Consider the following 17,929-nt stretch of genomic DNA (forward strand, 5'->3'; position numbering starts at 1 on the left):
TTTTATCCACGCTTAAACAAGAAACGCACGCATTTCTTGATTTAACTCTACTTCAATTCTATCTTGTAAGGTTGTAGATAGCGTTAATCCGACAAAATCGCATCTAATGGGAAAACTCCTGTGTTTTCTGTCAACTAATGCTACTGTTTTTACCTTAATAACAGGCCGTTCTAATATTTTCATTAAAGCATATTGCATAGTGCGTCCTGAATTAATTACATCATCCACAAGAATTACAGTTTTTTGATCAATTGATGATAAAGAGGTGTCTGTTACAATTTCTTCTTTTAGCGGATCTTTTTTGTTAATTTTCAGTTCAATTATCTGAATATTTTCTACCTGAATGTCTTTGAGTCGCTTGGCTAAAATTTTAACGATTTCAAAACCATTCCCATGAATTCCGACTAAAATTAAATGTTGCGTATCTGGGTTGTTTTCAACTATTTCATAAGCTATACGATCTAGCTTTTGGTTGATTTGTCGATGATCTAATACCAGTGTGTCCATATTATTTTCGTTTTCGTGTCTTTAACCAATTCTGGAACGCTCTTGCATTTCTGTTGTGCTGAGTTAGTGTACGTGCAAAATTATGTAAGCCGTCGCCATCGGGTTTAGCACACATATACATATATTGGTTGTTTTCTGCATTTAGCACAGCATCTACTACACTTGCAGGTGGAATATGTATTGGACCAGGAGGCAGACCAGCATAAATATAGGTGTTATATGGACAGTCGCGGTCTCTGTGTTCAAAAGTTAAACGTTCTACACCTTTGAGTTCATCACCCCAACAAAATCTAAATGTAGGATCTGATTGTAATTTCCAACCTTTTTGTAAACGATTCAAATATAATCCTGCGATTGTTTTCCATTCTGAAGGGTATTTATCTTGTTCCTTATAAACGATTGATGCTAATGTAACGGCATCAGATTGATTTTTTAATCCTGATTTTCTTAATTTTTCCATTCGCTCTGCTGTCCAGAATTTCTTAAATTCTTTTGCCATTTTGTCAATAAACTCCACATGGTCAGTGTCCCAATAAAAGTGATAGGTATTGGGAAGGAATAATGCACTGATTTTTGCAGAATTAAACCCAAATTTGGTTAAAATAGAATCTGACAGAATATAATTAACAAAAGCAGCGCTATCCATTTCGATTTGTTTGGATACTTTACTTGCAATATCCTTTACGTCTCGGCAGTTGTTGAAAGTTACTTTAACTTCTAACTCTTTGTTTCCATTCCCTAAGTTATTCAAAGTGAATCCATTAATAAGGGTTTTGTATTTCGTTTTTGGTGCAATAGAGTACTTTCCTGCTCCAATCATTTTATCATTGAACTCTTTATACTTCAAAACTGATGAAAACCCGTCTAAATCATCTATAATTTTAGCGTTTACGAGAGACGATTTGAGTTCATTTAGCGTGGTATTTGTTGGAACATAAAAAATTACAGCCTGTTCGTTTATTGTTTTTTTATTTCCACCAAAATAGGCATTAATTGTAGTACACGAATTCACAGTAAAAAGTAAAACAAAGCCTATAAGAACAAATTGAATAAAACGCATTTTTAAATAAATTTTTGGTAAAAATAAGCATCAATAGCGTTATTTTTAATTATGTACCAATTCTTTTTTGTTCCATTTCGAACATATTTTGCCTTTTCAAACAACTTTATGCTCTTAAAATTGTCTGCTTGTATGTCACAATAAAGCTGTTCTAGTTCCATTTTGTGTGATGCAAAGCGCTCCATTAAAAAAAGTGCCTCTTGGGCATAACCTTTATTTCTATCCGCTTGATTGGCTATTAAGATTCCTATACCTGCCTTTTTGTTTTTGAAGTCAATTTTAAATAAATCTACTGTCCCTACAGCTGTGTGGTTATCAAGTCTGCAAATAACGAAACGCAATTGTTGGTTTTGCCTGACATGACTCGCATTTTTGACATAATGTTGTAATTGTAACAATGAAAATGGTGCTTCTGTTTCGCTATAACGCCAGTGGTTGGTGTCATTTTCCCACATTAACAATATGTTCACATCTGTTTCCTCAATCTGTCTGAGATAAATATTTTTTCCTTTAAGCATGGTTTTCCAAAGATACAAATTTCCGACATTAGTTGAAGCTTTTACGACCAAACATAACGCTCGAACTTATATCTTTGGAAAAGTTTATTTTTCTAAAATGGATTGAATTATTGATCTAGGGAATTAACGAATGCTTTAAAAACTGCTTTATGTCTATCCAAATCCATTTGTCCAGAAAGTGAAGCCCTGACAATATAGTCTTTGTCTCCTTCTTTTGTTGTTCCTTGAGTTGAAGTCGCTGGAATTGTCCAGTAACATCCTTTTAATTGCCCATAGCTTACGCAGTATTTACTTTCCTCAGGAATCTCTGTGATCATCATATTGATGAGTTTTAAGTTTAACTTACGCTTGTTTTCTTCTCTTTCTTCTGGTGTATCACCAAATGTTGGTAGGTCTAAAGAAAAAACAGAAGGCGTAAAACCATCTTTGGCAAGTTCATCTGACACAAAGTTAACCTTTGCAGGAGGTAATTCATTTTTTATAAATTCAACAAAAGCTTTAGTGTTTTTATAGGCTGATTCAATTCTTTGATTCATTGATGGCATTTGTTCAGCCAAAATCTCATATTGTAAGGCTGTAGCTTCATTATCACATATTAAAAGATGTTTTTCAACCTTGTCGATAAGTCGATTTGTTTTTGTATTACCTATGCAATATCCTGCTGTACATTTTCCTCCACTTGGAAATTTAGAACCACTCGCGTATGAAATGGTACGTACCTCAGATAAAATTTCTCCCTCTCCTAAGAAGTGGACATTTGGACAAAATGTTTGATCTAATATAAAAACAGGATCAATAGCTTGTTCGCCACTTTTTGTTGTTCTTTTAGCTGTTAAAACAGCCTTTAAATCATCTAGATTGGGCACTTCAACACGCGGGTTTGTTGGAATCTCTGCAATTATGTATGGAATAGCATCAATCTCACCAAGTGTATTTAAAACCTTATTTATACTTTGAACCATATCATTGTCACCATCAACGGGTAAGTCTACAATTTCTACATTGTCTAAACAAGCAGCAACTCTTCTCGCTTGATCATTGGTTCCACCATAACAGTTTGGAGGAACAATAAATTTTATCTCTTTGTTTGGATGATTTTCAAGAGCATCTTCTATGAGTCCCATCATAATTGCGTATTGCATAGAGAGTCCACTAGAAGCAGCTAAAGCTTTTGTTTCAGAACCAGAAATTTGCTGAATTAAACTTTGTACTGTTTCTTTCTCCTTTTTAGTGGTGTTTTTGTCTTCTTTTTCATAGGAAGTTGAGGTTAATTCCTGAAGTGCTCTATAACTGTTTTGAGGAGTCATAGAAATTGTTTCTCTTCTTCTAACGTGTTGTATTTCATTTATGTATTTGTTATTATCTAAACCGTTAGTAAGGATGATGCTGCCGAGTCCATTATAAATTTCAACGAAAAAGTCTATTGAAGTGTATAGATTTCTTTCAGCGCTGATATCCTCTTTGGTATCAATTAAAATAGTTGTTTCTTCAACAGATTCAACAGCTTGAATGTTTTCAATTTTTTGTGTCTTGAATTTATAACCGTAAACACGTTTTATGACCTCCTCATCAAAGCATTCTGGGAGCTTATCAAAATATAAAATTCTAGTTGCCTTGTTGTCCAATAAATTTTTTCTCAAAACAGCTAAAATAGGTGCTGTTTTTGAAGAAAAACTAATAACTGCCTCAGGATTTAGGTCGTTCATTTTGGCAATGCTCCATTCTAAGATACTGGAAAGCGGATGTCCTAAGCGAATGTAATCATAAGCGGTTGGTAGGGCAGATAATTCATTTTGTTCAGCATTATTTTCTAAGTAAAGCTTCTCAAATCCATCTAGAAAGGCTGTTTTTGCTAAGGATTCATTGTAAATATCAAGTCTATGTGTGGTCAAATTTAGCCAATCAGTGGGTAAATTAATAATAACATTTTTGATGTAATCTTGTATTTTGTTTGTTTTCATATCTTCTTTGATTATTAGCGGCGCAATGTACAATAATTAGCAGTTTTATTGAAATTTTTTGGCGTAAGTTTTCAGTAGTCTTTTTTAAATTTAATAGGTTATTCCTTATATGAAGTCTTGAATTAATATTTGGTGGGTTATACAAGCGGAAGGGTATATAATTAAATTCAGTCTCCGGGAAATGGATATTTTTGTTCATACGAGAGGTATTGAAATGATTGCATAGACATTAATGTTAACCACAAATAATAGATCCTAAAATTAAAATATTCTAAAAACTTGATAGGGTGGAACAAAATTTGAATATTTGTATTCACCGATGAAGAAACTTGTATTTTTATTTTTTATATGTTCCCTATTAGGGAGGACACAAGATTTAACCGGAAATTGGTCTGGAATACTAATTCACAATGGAGCTTCATTAAAAAAAGCTGATGTTATTTATCTCAAATTAACTGCAAACAACACAAAAGTTTCAGGTCTTACACGAATAGAATTACTTGACGGAACTGATTTTGCAGTTAAATCTTTCACGGGCGATCAAAAAGAAAATCAACTGCGACTATCAGAAGAATATGGGCGAAAATCTTCAAATACGCGTCTTTCTCCAGTTTGTAAACTAAATTATGAATTAAAATATATTGATTCTACGGGGTATTTAAAAGGTACTTACGTGAGTTCGGATTGTCGAAATTATCAAGGAGAAGTCGTTTTTTTTCGTTCAAACCATCCAGTAAATACAGATAAGAAACCAGCATCTACTCATCTTTGGAAACATAGATTTATACGAAATTATCAAAAAGGATATCCAGCACCTGAGATAATGAAAGCTGAGCAGATGAACTTTAAGTTTCAACCCATTTACTTTGATCATGATAAATCTGAAATAAAACCCGAGTTTCATGAATATTTGAATCGAATGGCACGTGTTTTAGACGGTATTCATGACTTGAGAGTTGAGATAATAGGGCACACTGATGCTGTAGGAACTGACCAGTACAACATTGGACTTTCAGAAAGAAGAGCAAAGGCTATACGTGATTATTTTAAAGCACAAGGTATTGAACCTGAAAAATTAGAAATTGACTTTAAGGGAAAACGGCAACCGATAGAAACGAATAAAACAAGGGAAGGAAAACAAATGAATAGGCGAGTAGTGTTTAAGTTTATTTAGATTTAAACGGTTCGATTACAGCTTTGATAGACGCAAAAGTATTATTCACCACAAGATAAAGATCTTCGTTTTTAAACCATCTTACTTCTCGAATATCTTCTTCTAATTGAGGTTTTACATTTATTTCATCCGTCTCAAGAAAATACCAATAATTTTTCTTGAAGTAGTAATTGTTATAAGCAAAGTAAACGTGAAATGTATTTGTCAGCGGTTTTATGATTTTCAACGATGTTATTCCACATTCCTCTTGAATCTCTCGAATTGCGGCTTCTTCTGGTGATTCATCTTTTTCTATTTTTCCTTTAGGAATATCCCAATGATCATTTCTGTAGATAAATAATAAATGTTGAGTTTTCACGTTTTGCACAATACCTCCAGCGGCTTCAATTGTAATGAAGTTTTTGAAGAATTGATTCATGGTTTGTTCAGGATCTGGTGAGTTAAAGAAGAACCGCTGTTGATTTGACTGTTTCAATTCGGAACGAAAGAGGTTAAAGTCATTGATTTTTAGTGCAGGTAGGAAACGATTTGGTAGAGAAGATGATGTAGACTTATCTTTTTGAAAGTAAATTGGAATATTATCGATAAAAACTTTATACATTTGCGAATATGATTACAGATATTGATAATTCAGCAAAGATAGCAGAATTTTTACTACAAATAAAAGCTGTCAAACTTCAACCAAATGACCCCTTTACATGGTCTTCAGGTTGGAAATCCCCCATATATTGTGACAACAGAAAAACGCTGTCGTATCCTAATATTAGAACTTTTATAAGACAAAGTTTTTGTAACGCAATTCTAGAAGAATTTGGAAAGCCAGAAATTATTGCTGGAGTCGCTACTGGAGGAATTGCAATGGGAGCTTTGGTTGCACAAGAGTTAGGTTTACCTTTTATATATGTTCGTTCATCGGCCAAAGGACATGGACTTGAAAACATGATAGAAGGAGATTACACCAGTGAAGCAAATGTTGTTGTTATTGAGGATTTAATCTCAACAGGAGGTAGCAGTTTAAAAGCAGTAGAGGCATTGAGAAATGCAAAACTCAATGTAAAAGGCGTTATGGCCATATTCCATTATGGATTCGATACCGCCGATGAAGCGTTTAAAGCCGCGCGATGTCCTTTAAAAGTTTTGTCAAACTATGACATTATGATTGAGAGTGCATTAAAACAAGGAACCATAAACGAGAATGATTTAAAATCTTTAAAGGAATGGAGAACTGCACCACAATCTTGGAAAAAATAAATAAATTATGAAAATTAAAAGTGAAAAAACTGTTGTAAACGCTGATGTTAAAAGCGTATTTAACTTTATATCAGACACAAGAAATCTTGAACAATTACTTCCAGAAAATGAAGTGAAAGATTTTCAAGGCTCGGAAAAGGATTGTTCGTTTAAGGTTCAAGGAGGAATTGTAATTTCTTTAGAACAAAAAGAATTAATTCCAACCCAAGAGATAAAAATGACGTCAGGTAGTAAATCTCCTTTCCCGTTTAAACTTTCTGTACATTTAGAAGATAAGGACGGGAAGACGGAAGGATATATTGCATTTGATGGAGAAGTAAACGCTTTTTTAAAAATGATGGTTAAAAAACCTTTGACAAATTTATTTAATCACATGACAGAAAGAATGACGACTGTTTTTGCTGATCAAAAATAAAAAAGTGTTTTTTTAGCCTTAAAAAGTGCTTAGTCTTCTATGTTTTTATAAAAATTAGAAGTTAAATAATGAGTAAAAAATCAATTCCAACATTATTTTTAAATTTTGAAACCGTTCCCCGTTGGGTTGTAATGGTTATTGATGTAATTATAAGTTTAGCAGCACTCGTACTAGCTTATTTTGTGCGATTTGATTTTTATACGGATTCAGAATTAATTAAACAAGAATGGGGATTTATTAAAGAGGTTCTCCCTTTTATTGTGATTCTTAAATTTGCTGTATTTTATTTTTTTAAAATTCATAAAGGCCTAATTCGACATACTTCATTAGAGGATGTAAAACGAATATTTTTTGCATTACTCACCTTTTCTTTAATTTTAGCTTTTACGAGTTTTATAAGAAAATTCTACTTTGATGAACGGTATGTTCTACCAACTTCTGTTTTAGTTGTAGAGTTTTTAGCTTCTTTACTTTTCTTGATTGGTTTCAGATTTTCAATTAAAGTATTGTATTATGAATTTCATAAGCCAAAAACAGAAGATCGAAAAAATGTAATTATTTATGGTTCGGGTGTTTCTGGATTAATTACGAAAAGAACCATAGAGAAAGATCCATCAATAGGTGTTAAAATAATAGGTTTTGTAGATGACAATAAAAAGCTGAAGGGGAGTAGGTTAGAGGGGGCTAAAATTTATCATAGCTCAAAGTTGAAGTGTTTAATCGACAAACATGAAATTAATGAATTGATTGTTGCCATTCAAAACCCTATTAATAAGAATGTAAATCAAATTATTGAAACTTGTTTAGAGAAAAATGTTGAGATAAAAAAAGTACCTAGTTTTAAACGATGGATTGACGGTGAATTTCAACTCAACCAAATTCGAAAGATAAATATTGACGATTTACTTGGACGAGATCCAATAAGTCTTAAAGTTGAAGCAGTTAAGTCAGAGCTCAAAGATCAAATAATTCTAATCACAGGAGCTGCGGGATCTATTGGTAGTGGTATTGTTCGTCAAGTTGTAAATTATTCCCCTAAGAAAGTTATTCTTTTAGATCAGTGGGAATCAGGGTTGTATGACTTGCGTATAGATCTGATATCTAAGGAGTTGAATCAAAATGTTGAAGTTGTTATCGGTGATGTCCGAGATAAAGCCCGCATGGAAAAACTTTTTAAAACCTATACTCCTACAATTGTTTTCCATGCTGCTGCTTATAAGCATGTTCCATTAATGGAGGCCAATCCGTCTGAATCTATAAAGACAAATGTTTTGGGTACTAAAACAATAGTAGACTTATCAGATAAATATAAGGTTGTTAAAATGGTGATGATTTCAACAGATAAAGCTGTAAATCCTACCAATGTAATGGGAGCTTCTAAAAGAATTGCGGAAATCTATGCTCAAGCAATCAATGAAAAGTCAACCACTCAATATGTTACAACACGGTTTGGCAACGTTTTAGGATCAAATGGATCTGTTATTCCACTTTTTAAAAGACAAATTGATGAGGGAGGGCCAGTAACGGTTACAAATGAACATGTAACTAGATATTTCATGACAATACCAGAAGCTTGTCAACTTGTTTTAGAAGCGGGAGCGATGGGTAAGGGTGGTGAAATATATGTTTTTGACATGGGAAAGCCAATAAAGATTGTTGATCTTGCTAAAAAAATGATTCGTTTGTCAGGATTGGAATTAGAGAAAGATATTGAGATTAAGATTACGGGTTTGAGACCAGGAGAAAAGCTTTATGAAGAGTTGCTTGCCGATACAGAAAATACACTTCCAACACACCACCCAAAAATCATGAAAGGTAGTGTTACCGCTTCTTCATCCACCAAATTAAAATTGATAGAAGAGTTGATTCTTCTTTTTGATCAGCAAGATAATCAAGCTATAGTAAAACTTATGAAACAAATTGTACCAGAATTTAAAAGTAATAATTCAGAATATTCAAAATTAGATTAGATGTTAAAACCAGCAGAGATTCAAGTTAGATTCGCAGATTGCGACATGATGGGACACGTTAATAACGCAGTTTATTTAAGTTATTTCGAAATGGCAAGAATGCATTATTTCGAACAATTAGTAGGAGCTGAGTGGGATTATCAAAAACACGGAACGCTACTAGTAAAAAATGAGGTGGTTTACCTTAAGCCTGTATTGCTAAATGATACTCCAAAAATTTTTGTACATTTAGAGCGTATTGGAGAAAAGAGCTTTACTTTTGGATATACCGTTAAAGTAAATGATGAAGTAAGAACTACAGGTAGTTCGAAACTAGTTTGTTTTGATTTTAAAACGCAATCAACAGTTAAAGTATTTCCTTCATTTATAGAGGCTTTTCAAAAATTAGATCAATAATATGAATAAAGTAGTTATTCTCATTTTTTTACTATGTATTCCATTTGCACACAGTCAAATATCAAAAAATAATGCTTTTGGAAATCAACGCGGACCTTGTTTTCAGAAATCGCTCGATCGACTAGGAAAAAGATATGCAAGTTGGGAGTGTGATGAGTTTGACAATATTGTTGATTGTAATGAAAAATTAGAATCTGATCCTGGAAGTAACCTCGTTCTCACACGTTCTTCAGGTACACCTTTTACAGGAGATTGTGAGTCATGTCACATGAATGGTTTGCGCCAAAGATTAGTGCATTTTGTGAACGGAAAAACAGATGGAATTGATACGACTTATTATCAGTCAGGCTGTCCACAAGTGGTGAGGAATCACATAACTGGAGTGGAAAATGGGACATGGACATATTATAATGACACCAGTGGTTTGGTCGCTTGGAAAATAAACTACTTTAACGGAGAGAAACATGGAGAATCCATTTTTTATCGACAAAATAAAGTAGGAACTGATTTTGTAACCGTTAAAATTAATGGGGCAGAAAGAAAGATTCACTATTCCACGTATGAAAACGACACTGTAAAAATTGAAATCTATAACAATGGTAAACTAGAAGGTATTAAGAAAGAATACTGGCCAGGTTCCAAAATAAAACGAGAAGTCAGTTATAAAGAAGGTGTTTTTGATGGCGCTTATATTGAATATGGTCCATCAGGAAATGTGATGCAAGAAAGAAATTACGACGAAGGATTAAAAGATGGTGATTGGAAATATTATTACAATGATGGTAGTTTATTAAAAACTGAAAGTTGGAATAAAGACGTTAAAGACGGAACATTCAAAACCTTCTATATTCAAGGGCATATCCAAACTCTTGAAACCTATAAAAGAGGCATGAAGCACGGTCGATTTATGGAGCGTTTTCCGGACGATAAGATAAAAAGAGAAGCCGAGTACAAACGTGGCGAATTGATTGAAGAACACGTATTTGATAAATACGGTAATGAAATTAGAACTGTTGGTGAGGATCAACCGCATGAGAAAAATGAGGATGATGAAATGCCGACAACAAAAAAGCGAAAATGGTGGCAGTTTTGGAAGAAAAAGTAAACCATTTTTATTTGAAATAGAAATATGAATAAAGATTTAAATTTAGCCGTACTTATAGACGGTGACAACGTACCTAGCAAATACATCAAAGAAATGATGGAAGAAATTGCCAAATATGGTACGCCAAGCATCAAAAGAATATATGGGGATTGGACGAAGCCACATTTGTCAAAATGGAAGAATATTTTACTTGAAAATGCAATTCAACCCATTCAACAATATGGTTACACGCAAGGTAAAAATGCTACAGATTCTGCTATGATTATTGACGCTATGGATATACTTTACAGCGGCGATACTGATGGTTTTTGCATTGTTTCTTCAGATTCAGATTTTACACGACTAGCAACACGATTAAGAGAATCTAGCAAATTTGTAATCGGAATTGGTGAACAAAAAACACCTGAACCATTCATTGTAGCGTGCGATAAGTTTATTTACTTAGAAATTCTTAAAGAAGACGAAGTAGAGGATAAAAAAGGCAAAACCAAAAAGAAAGCGAAAGAAACAGTCCAAAAACTTACACCAAAAGTAACGCGATTAATCAGACAAACGATTTACGATTGTGCAGATGATGATGGTTGGGCTTTTCTTGGAGATGTTGGCTCTTTAATAAATAAAAAACAACCAAATTTTGACCCAAGAAATTTCGGGTTTTATAAGTTAACGCCTCTAATGAATTCAATCGGAACGGTTAAAATTGAAGAGCGTCAGGCGCCTAATAGCAGGTCTAAACACATTTTTGTAAAGAACATATCATCAAAAAATGTAGATTAATTAAATGTTCTAAAAAAGGAACAAATCAGTCTTAACGTATTGTTTTATTGTTTAATACAAAACTTGAATACTCTTATATGCTTTCTGTTAAGAATAGAGGTAAATTCTGAAGGTTAGTTTGATTAAAGATACTTCACAATTCTGTTCTTACTTAATAGTACTGGATATTCTTTTTATGGTTTTATGTATTGAAAAATAAAGTCCTTTTGAGATGCTTAGTGTTTTCTAGGGTTACCCATTTAAATGGCAATAAGCAATTTCGTTTAAATCTATTTACCATTTATTGTAAAAGACTTTGATAGTAAATTGATTTGAAGAGATCCTTCCCTTAGAAAAATAAAAATTTTCCAAGGTTCAGGATGACAGTTTCATAGGGGGGCAATCAAAAATCAATTTTTTATTTTACGAAGGATCTATTTTGATTTATCCCAATTAACAATAAGAAGCCAAGGTTCTGACTATTAATATAAAATATTGGATTTGGATGAGACGTAAATTGGCAATTACAAACTGCGATTTAAATGGGTAACCCTATCGTTTTAATTCGAATTCATAATCTTTTATAAAAGCCCTTTATCACTTGTTAATACCTTGCATTTTTACTATATTCGCAGTGCTTAGAAAAATTAATTAAAAAAATAAAAATAATATGGCCTTTGACATTGATATGATTAAAGCCGTTTATGAGCGATACCCCGAGCGTATTGCAGCGGCAAGAAAAATTGTAAATAAACCGTTAACCTTATCGGAGAAAATTTTATATACGCATCTTTGGGACGGAAAAGCAGAAACTGTTTACGAACGAGGTAAGTCGTATGTGAACTTTGCCCCAGATAGAGTAGCTATGCAAGATGCAACAGCACAAATGGCGTTGCTGCAATTCATGCAAGCGGGAAAAGATAAAGTAGCAGTTCCTTCAACAGCTCACGCGGATCACCTTATTCAGGCCAAATTAGGTGCCGATAAAGATTTACAGGAAAGTTTAAATAAAAATAATGAAGTTTTTAATTTCCTAAGTTCAGTTTGTAATAAATACGGAATCGGATTTTGGAAGCCAGGTGCTGGTATTATTCACCAAGTAGTTCTTGAAAATTATGCATTTCCTGGCGGAATGATGATTGGTACAGATTCACATACAGTAAATGCTGGTGGACTTGGAATGGTTGCGATCGGTGTCGGAGGTGCTGATGCAGTTGATGTTATGGCAGGAATGCCGTGGGAGTTAAAATTTCCAAAATTAATTGGTGTTAAATTAACGGGTTCACTTAATGGTTGGACAGCTTCTAAGGATGTTATTCTTAAAGTGGCTGGTATCTTAACAGTTAAAGGTGGAACTGGAGCAATTGTAGAGTATTTTGGAGAAGGTGCTAAATCACTTTCGGCGACTGGTAAAGGTACTATTTGTAATATGGGGGCTGAAATTGGAGCAACAACTTCAACTTTTGGTTATGACGATTCAATGAGACGTTATCTAAAAGCTACTGATCGTGCAGATGTTGTTGAATTAGCTGATCAAGTTGCAGAACACCTTACAGGTGACGATGAAGTTTATGCTGAACCAGAAAAGTATTTTGATCAAGTTATTGAAATTAATTTAAGCGAATTAATGCCTCACGTAAATGGACCATTTACGCCAGATTTGGCTACACCTATTGATAAATTAGGAGAAGTAGCTAAGAAGGAAGGTTGGCCACTAGATATTGAATGGGGATTAATAGGTTCTTGTACTAACTCTTCGTATGAAGACTTAACTAGAGCAGCTTCAATTGCACAACAGGCAGTAGATAAAAATCTAAAAACAAAATCAGACTTCGGTATTAATCCAGGTTCTGAACAAGTACGTTTTACTGCTGAAAGAGATGGTTTGTTAAAGGTTTTTGAAGATTTGGATGCCACTATTTTCACTAATGCATGTGGACCATGTATAGGTCAGTGGGATAGAGCGGGAGCTGACAAACAAGAGAAAAATACAATTATTCATTCTTTCAATAGAAACTTTTCAAAGCGTGCTGATGGAAACCCAAATACACACGCATTTGTTACCTCACCAGAGCTTGTAGCTGCAATGGCTATTGCTGGTCGTCTTGATTTCAATCCTTTGACGGATACTTTAAAAAACGAAGATGGAGAGGATATAAAGTTGGATCCACCAACAGGAACGGAATTGCCAGAGAAAGGATTTGATGTTGAAGATAATGGATATCAAGAACCAGCAAAAGACGGTAGTAATGTAGAAGTTAATGTAAAAGAAGATTCAGATCGTTTACAATTACTTACACCTTTTGAGCCTTGGGATGGTGAAAATATTACAGGGATGAAGCTTTTGATAAAGGCGTTTGGTAAGTGTACAACAGACCACATTTCAATGGCTGGGCCGTGGTTACGTTACCGTGGTCATTTAGATAACATCTCAAACAACTGTTTAATTGGTGCTGTTAATGCTTTTGGAAAAGCTACTAATGAAGTTGTTAATCAATTAACTGGAGAAAAAGGTGAAGTTCCAGCTACTGCAAGAGCATATAAGGCAGCTGGAATTCCTACAATTGTTGTTGGTGATCATAATTACGGTGAAGGTTCTTCACGTGAACATGCAGCAATGGAACCTCGTCATTTAGGAGTAATGGCAGTAATAGTTAAATCTTTTGCGCGTATTCATGAAACTAACTTGAAAAAGCAAGGTATGTTAGGTTTAACATTTGCTAACGAAAGTGATTATGATAAAATAAAAGAGGATGACACATTCAACTTTTTAGATTTAAATGAATTTGCTCCAGATAAGCAAATCACTCTTGAGGTAGTTCATAGTGATGGTGCTAAAGAAGAGCTTAAATTGAATCATACGTATAATGCACAGCAAATTGAATGGTTTAAAGCGGGTAGTGCTTTAAACCTTATTAGAGAAAAAGCGAATGCTTAATATAACTCAACATTTATTTAAAATGCCGTTTCAAATGAAACGGCATTTTTTTTAAAAAAAATATACGATAAGCTGTGCGGTATTAAAATTTATGCTTAACTTCAGTTAACCTAAATTAAAATATATGTATCAAAATACCACCACAATCAAATCATGGGCGGAAGAAGATCGCCCAAGAGAAAAACTTCAAAGTAAAGGAAGAAATGCGCTTACCAATGCAGAGTTATTGGCAATTATTTTGGGATCGGGAACCAATAAAAAGTCAGCGGTTGAATTGGGCCAAGAGATATTAAAAACGCATGATAATAGCCTTTACGAGTTAGGTAAAATGAATCAAAGTGAATTAATGAACTTCAATGGAGTTGGACAAGCAAAAGCCATTTCAATAATTGCCGTTATGGAGTTGGGGCGTAGACGTGCAGCAGAAGAAATTCCTTTAAAACCCAAAATATCTCAAGCAAAAGATGTTTTTGACAATGTAAAAAGAGATTTTCAAGACCTAGAACATGAAGAGTTTAGAGTTTTAGGACTTTCTAGAAGTAACAGAATAATGGGAAACAAGCTTATTTCTAAAGGTGGACGGTCGGGAACCGTAGCTGATGGAAAGTTAATATTTAAAGAACTCCTCGATATGAAAGCCTCTTCGTGTATTTTACTTCACAATCATCCTTCTGGAAAACTTTTACCTAGTCCGCAGGATGTCGACTTAACAAAAAGATTTGTTCAATTTGGTAAACTGATTGATTTACCTGTTTTGGATCACTTAATTATCACAGATACTGGCTATTATAGTTTTATCGAGAATGGAAAAATGTAATAACTTAGGTTTCTATTGATTTCAGATTACCAATTGATTGGCGCTCGATTTAATTGTTGGAGCAAATCATTCGTTTTACTAAAATGTTTATTTCCGAACCAATATCCTCTATTTGCACTTAATGGTGAAGGATGTCCACTCATTAACAAGTGATGTTTTGATTGATCAATTAATTTTGCCTTCTTTTTTGCAAAGCCGCCCCAAAGTAGGAAAATAACATCTTTGTTTTGACGTGAAATTGTTCTAATAACTTCATCTGTAAAGGTTTCCCAACCTTTATTTTGATGTGAACCTGCTTGTCCAGAACGAACAGTAAGTGTAGCGTTAAGAAGTAAAACCCCTTGCTTACTCCAATGTAATAAGTCGCCATGAAGTGGGGGAGCTGAATTAGTGTCATTCTCTAATTCTTTAAAAATATTTCTTAGTGATGGAGGAAATGAAATTCCCTCGTTCACAGCGAAGGCTAATCCATTAGCTTGGTGAGAACCATGATAAGGGTCTTGACCAATAATAACGACCTTTACTCGATTTGGAGCTGTTAAATTTAAAGCTCGGAAAATATTTTTACGTTCTGGATACACAATGTTTTGATCGTATTCAGTTGCGATAAAGGAAGACAAGTGTTTGAAATAAGACTTGTCAAATTCCTGAGCTAATGATTTTTGCCATTCTTGATTTAGTAAATGCTTCATACCAATACATTTAATGATTGCGGTTGAATGCGTACTTGATTGTTTTCCTGTATTTCTTCTTGAGGTTCACCGTCCAAGTGACACATTAATGTTTTTAATTGAATGTTAACTTCTTTAAATCGTTCAATGCTAACTTTTTTAGACCAATGCAATTTTCCAATAATAGATAGCACAAACAATGGTAAAAGTGTAAATATATGAGCTGATTTTATAACAATAAGTTCAAACTTACCGTCATTCACTTTAGCGTTGGGTGCAATTGTAAATCCATTTCCAAATTGAGAAGTATTAGCAATACAGCAAAGTAAAATGTTTTCTGTTGATTTACGTTGATTTATTTGGATATTTACCCCCTTAAAATATCTAATTTCTTTCAGAACTAATCGAACATAGCTCATTAAACCTCTATTGTGATACTGATCAAATTTTTCGGCAATTAACGCATCAAAACCAAATCCCGCAACACCAATAAAAGGCTGATTATTTAATAAAACCGTATCTATTTTTTTAACATTGAAATCATTAATCCTTTTGATGGCATGTTTTAAATTTAAAGGTAGTTTTAAATGTCTTGCAACTCCATTTCCAGATCCTGTGGCTAAAATGGCTAAAGCTGTTTTTTTATGAATGAGCGCTTTTCCTGCTTCATGAACAGAACCATCTCCACCAACTACACATACAACATCAATGTTTTTTTCTGCAGCTTGCGCACTAAGTTCCTCTGCATGACCTTTATGTTGGGTAAAAACAATTTCGTACTCAAAAAGTGATTGGTTGATATACTTTGCAATCAAATCGGGTAAAATGTTTTTTTTACCCACACCCGATATCGGATTGATAATAAAAAGTATATGTTTTTTCATGGAAGCCTCATTGTATTATGAATTAAATCGTGGTTATATCGTTGTATTATACCTTTTAACTCTTGTTCCATATCATCCTTTAATTGGGGGAAATAAGCAAGTGAATCATGATACATCAGCGTATCAGATTTATAATTATATAGACCTGTAGCTTCGTCTTTAACAAAATTCAACATATAATCACCTTTAAAGAATAAATGTGAATTTTCAATATAATTAACTGCAAATGGTTCATTATTTGAGAAATAGGAATTTCCAAACGAATATACAGGTTTATTATATCCAATTAAGTCTAAAACTGTTGGCATTATATCTATGTGGTTAAATAATTGATTTGCTGTCTTGGCCTGTAATTCTCCTTGAGGATCATAAAAAGCAATAGGAATTTGATACATACCAATTCTTTGCATATAACGCATAGAAGTTCCTGCTGGTGTGTGATCGGCACAAATAACAAATACAGTATTATCATACCAAGGCTCTTCTTTTGCAGCCTCAAAAAATAACTGTAAACTCATATCAGCATAAGCTATTGATTGTGCCATGGGATGTTCACCTTTTGGTAGCACTGATCGATGTTCCTCAGGGACAAAATATGGATGATGCGAGGATAAGGTGAATAAACCTGCCATGAAAGGTTCTTTTAAATCTTTGGTAATGGATTTGGCTGTCCATGGCATAAAATATTCATCTAAAACTCCCCAGGTTGCATCTGTGTGTTTTTCGTTATTATATTCTTTTCGTCCTATATACTGATCGAAGCCTAAATGTGCTGTAAATACATCAAATTTCATTGAGCCATTGGTTGCACCATGATAGAATGCCGAGCTATACCCAACTTCTCCAAGTAACTTAGGTAAGGCCTCAATAGAATTTGTTCCATAAGGTGAAGAAATATAGGGATTGTCCAAAAGGCTTGGAATGCTTGCAAAAATTGCAGGAACAGCTTCAATAGATTTTTTTCCATTCGCAAAAGCATTTTCAAAATATAAAGATTGATCTAACAATGAATCTAAAAAAGGAGTGTAAGGCTGTCCTGTTTTTTTTCCGATCCATTCATTTCCAAAACTTTCCATAATAATCACCATTACGTTAAGATTTTCTCGTAATTGATGTTTTTGTGAGCCCTTGTGTATTGGAGTATAAATTTTGTCGCTATTATCTGGGAAAAAATTTGCTTCTACCAATGATGCTTTTCCAATTGTTTTAATAATGCTTAAAGGAGTATTGGAAACCAATGAAGAATTTTGAGGTGAAGTGAGCTGTGAGGCAGTAAGCATATCTGCTGGTCGATAACCTAGACCGCCTCTTCCTAGTATAAATAATAGTCCAGCCATTATCACAAAGTTTGCTATATTAATAGGGTACCTCACTGACGTGCATGGTTTTACATTCGTTTTATTGTACAGAACGTGGCTGATAAATAGAAGAATTAAAAACAAGATAATTAACCACCAAAAATCTATGATAAAGGTCGTTAGAAGTTGGTTTATGTCATTACCAGTC

At 33.7% G+C, this 17,929-nt stretch carries 17 protein-coding genes; 9 read left to right on the top strand and 8 right to left on the bottom strand.

Translation table 11 applies throughout. The features are described from left to right. Positions 1 to 12: 12 nt before the first annotated feature. The 4 genes from CW751_RS03680 to CW751_RS03695 all read right to left on the bottom strand — a co-directional run bounded on the left by CW751_RS03680 (position 13) and on the right by CW751_RS03695 (position 4,046). Positions 13 to 507 (bottom strand): phosphoribosyltransferase family protein, encoded by a 495-nt coding sequence (locus tag CW751_RS03680; protein WP_101333651.1) that lies wholly within the window; start codon positions 505 to 507, stop codon positions 13 to 15. A gap of 1 nt (position 508) precedes the next feature. Further along, positions 509 to 1,567 carry an endolytic transglycosylase MltG gene (gene mltG, locus CW751_RS03685; RefSeq protein WP_101333652.1) on the bottom strand — a complete coding sequence of 353 codons (1,059 nt, stop codon included), beginning with the start codon at positions 1,565 to 1,567 and terminating at the stop codon, positions 509 to 511. A 2-nt stretch (positions 1,568 to 1,569) separates the two neighbouring features. After that, positions 1,570 to 2,085 (bottom strand): GNAT family N-acetyltransferase, encoded by a 516-nt coding sequence (locus CW751_RS03690; protein WP_101333653.1) that lies wholly within the window; start codon positions 2,083 to 2,085, stop codon positions 1,570 to 1,572. 107 nt (positions 2,086 to 2,192) lie between these two features. Next, positions 2,193 to 4,046 (bottom strand): PLP-dependent aminotransferase family protein, encoded by a 1,854-nt coding sequence (locus CW751_RS03695; protein WP_101333654.1) that lies wholly within the window; start codon positions 4,044 to 4,046, stop codon positions 2,193 to 2,195. 319 nt (positions 4,047 to 4,365) lie between these two features. On the opposite strand from CW751_RS03695, the gene CW751_RS03700 reads away from it, so the two are divergent. Beyond that, on the top strand, positions 4,366 to 5,220 hold the full coding sequence (locus CW751_RS03700; RefSeq protein ID WP_101333655.1) for an OmpA family protein: 855 nt from the start codon (positions 4,366 to 4,368) through the stop codon (positions 5,218 to 5,220). Here the strand turns inward: CW751_RS03700 and CW751_RS03705 are convergent. After that, positions 5,213 to 5,821, bottom strand: coding sequence for an NUDIX hydrolase (locus tag CW751_RS03705; RefSeq protein WP_101333656.1), 609 nt, complete (start codon positions 5,819 to 5,821; stop codon positions 5,213 to 5,215). The genes CW751_RS03700 and CW751_RS03705 overlap by 8 nt on opposite strands. 8 nt (positions 5,822 to 5,829) lie before the next feature. On the opposite strand from CW751_RS03705, the gene pyrE reads away from it, so the two are divergent. From pyrE to radC, 8 genes are all read left to right on the top strand, one after another. After that, positions 5,830 to 6,471, top strand: coding sequence for an orotate phosphoribosyltransferase (pyrE, locus tag CW751_RS03710; RefSeq protein ID WP_101333657.1), 642 nt, complete (start codon positions 5,830 to 5,832; stop codon positions 6,469 to 6,471). A 7-nt stretch (positions 6,472 to 6,478) separates the two neighbouring features. Beyond that, positions 6,479 to 6,886 (top strand): hypothetical protein, encoded by a 408-nt coding sequence (locus CW751_RS03715; protein WP_101333658.1) that lies wholly within the window; start codon positions 6,479 to 6,481, stop codon positions 6,884 to 6,886. A 68-nt stretch (positions 6,887 to 6,954) separates the two neighbouring features. Next, positions 6,955 to 8,856 carry a polysaccharide biosynthesis protein gene (locus CW751_RS03720; RefSeq protein WP_101333659.1) on the top strand — a complete coding sequence of 634 codons (1,902 nt, stop codon included), beginning with the start codon at positions 6,955 to 6,957 and terminating at the stop codon, positions 8,854 to 8,856. Next, positions 8,857 to 9,252, top strand: a complete 396-nt coding sequence (locus CW751_RS03725; RefSeq protein ID WP_101333660.1) for an acyl-CoA thioesterase — start codon at positions 8,857 to 8,859, stop codon at positions 9,250 to 9,252. A 1-nt stretch (position 9,253) separates the two neighbouring features. Next, a complete protein-coding gene (locus tag CW751_RS03730; protein WP_101333661.1) occupies positions 9,254 to 10,357 on the top strand; it encodes a toxin-antitoxin system YwqK family antitoxin in 1,104 nt (367 codons plus the stop codon). Between the two features lie 24 nt (positions 10,358 to 10,381). Continuing rightward, positions 10,382 to 11,134: an NYN domain-containing protein gene (locus CW751_RS03735; RefSeq protein ID WP_101333662.1), complete on the top strand. Its 753-nt coding sequence runs from the start codon at positions 10,382 to 10,384 to the stop codon at positions 11,132 to 11,134. 649 nt (positions 11,135 to 11,783) lie between these two features. Then, positions 11,784 to 14,051: an aconitate hydratase gene (locus tag CW751_RS03740; RefSeq protein ID WP_101333663.1), complete on the top strand. Its 2,268-nt coding sequence runs from the start codon at positions 11,784 to 11,786 to the stop codon at positions 14,049 to 14,051. A 124-nt stretch (positions 14,052 to 14,175) separates the two neighbouring features. After that, positions 14,176 to 14,868 carry a RadC family protein gene (gene radC, locus CW751_RS03745; protein WP_101333664.1) on the top strand — a complete coding sequence of 231 codons (693 nt, stop codon included), beginning with the start codon at positions 14,176 to 14,178 and terminating at the stop codon, positions 14,866 to 14,868. 26 nt (positions 14,869 to 14,894) lie between these two features. Here radC and CW751_RS03750 read toward each other — a convergent pair whose 3' ends face one another. From CW751_RS03750 to CW751_RS03760, 3 genes are read right to left on the bottom strand one after another with little or no spacing between them, the layout of a single operon-like run. Continuing rightward, complete coding sequence (locus CW751_RS03750; protein ID WP_101333665.1) at positions 14,895 to 15,560, bottom strand: uracil-DNA glycosylase; 666 nt, start codon at positions 15,558 to 15,560, stop codon at positions 14,895 to 14,897. Beyond that, positions 15,557 to 16,423 (bottom strand): diacylglycerol/lipid kinase family protein, encoded by an 867-nt coding sequence (locus tag CW751_RS03755; RefSeq protein ID WP_101333666.1) that lies wholly within the window; start codon positions 16,421 to 16,423, stop codon positions 15,557 to 15,559. Before CW751_RS03755 ends, CW751_RS03750 begins: the two co-directional genes overlap by 4 nt. After that, positions 16,420 to 17,760, bottom strand: a complete 1,341-nt coding sequence (locus CW751_RS03760; RefSeq protein WP_205677777.1) for an LTA synthase family protein — start codon at positions 17,758 to 17,760, stop codon at positions 16,420 to 16,422. Before CW751_RS03760 ends, CW751_RS03755 begins: the two co-directional genes overlap by 4 nt. Positions 17,761 to 17,929 lie beyond the last annotated feature (169 nt).

The organism is Brumimicrobium salinarum, from assembly GCF_002844555.1.
Classification (GTDB): Bacteria; Bacteroidota; Bacteroidia; order Flavobacteriales_D; family Crocinitomicaceae; genus Brumimicrobium; species Brumimicrobium salinarum.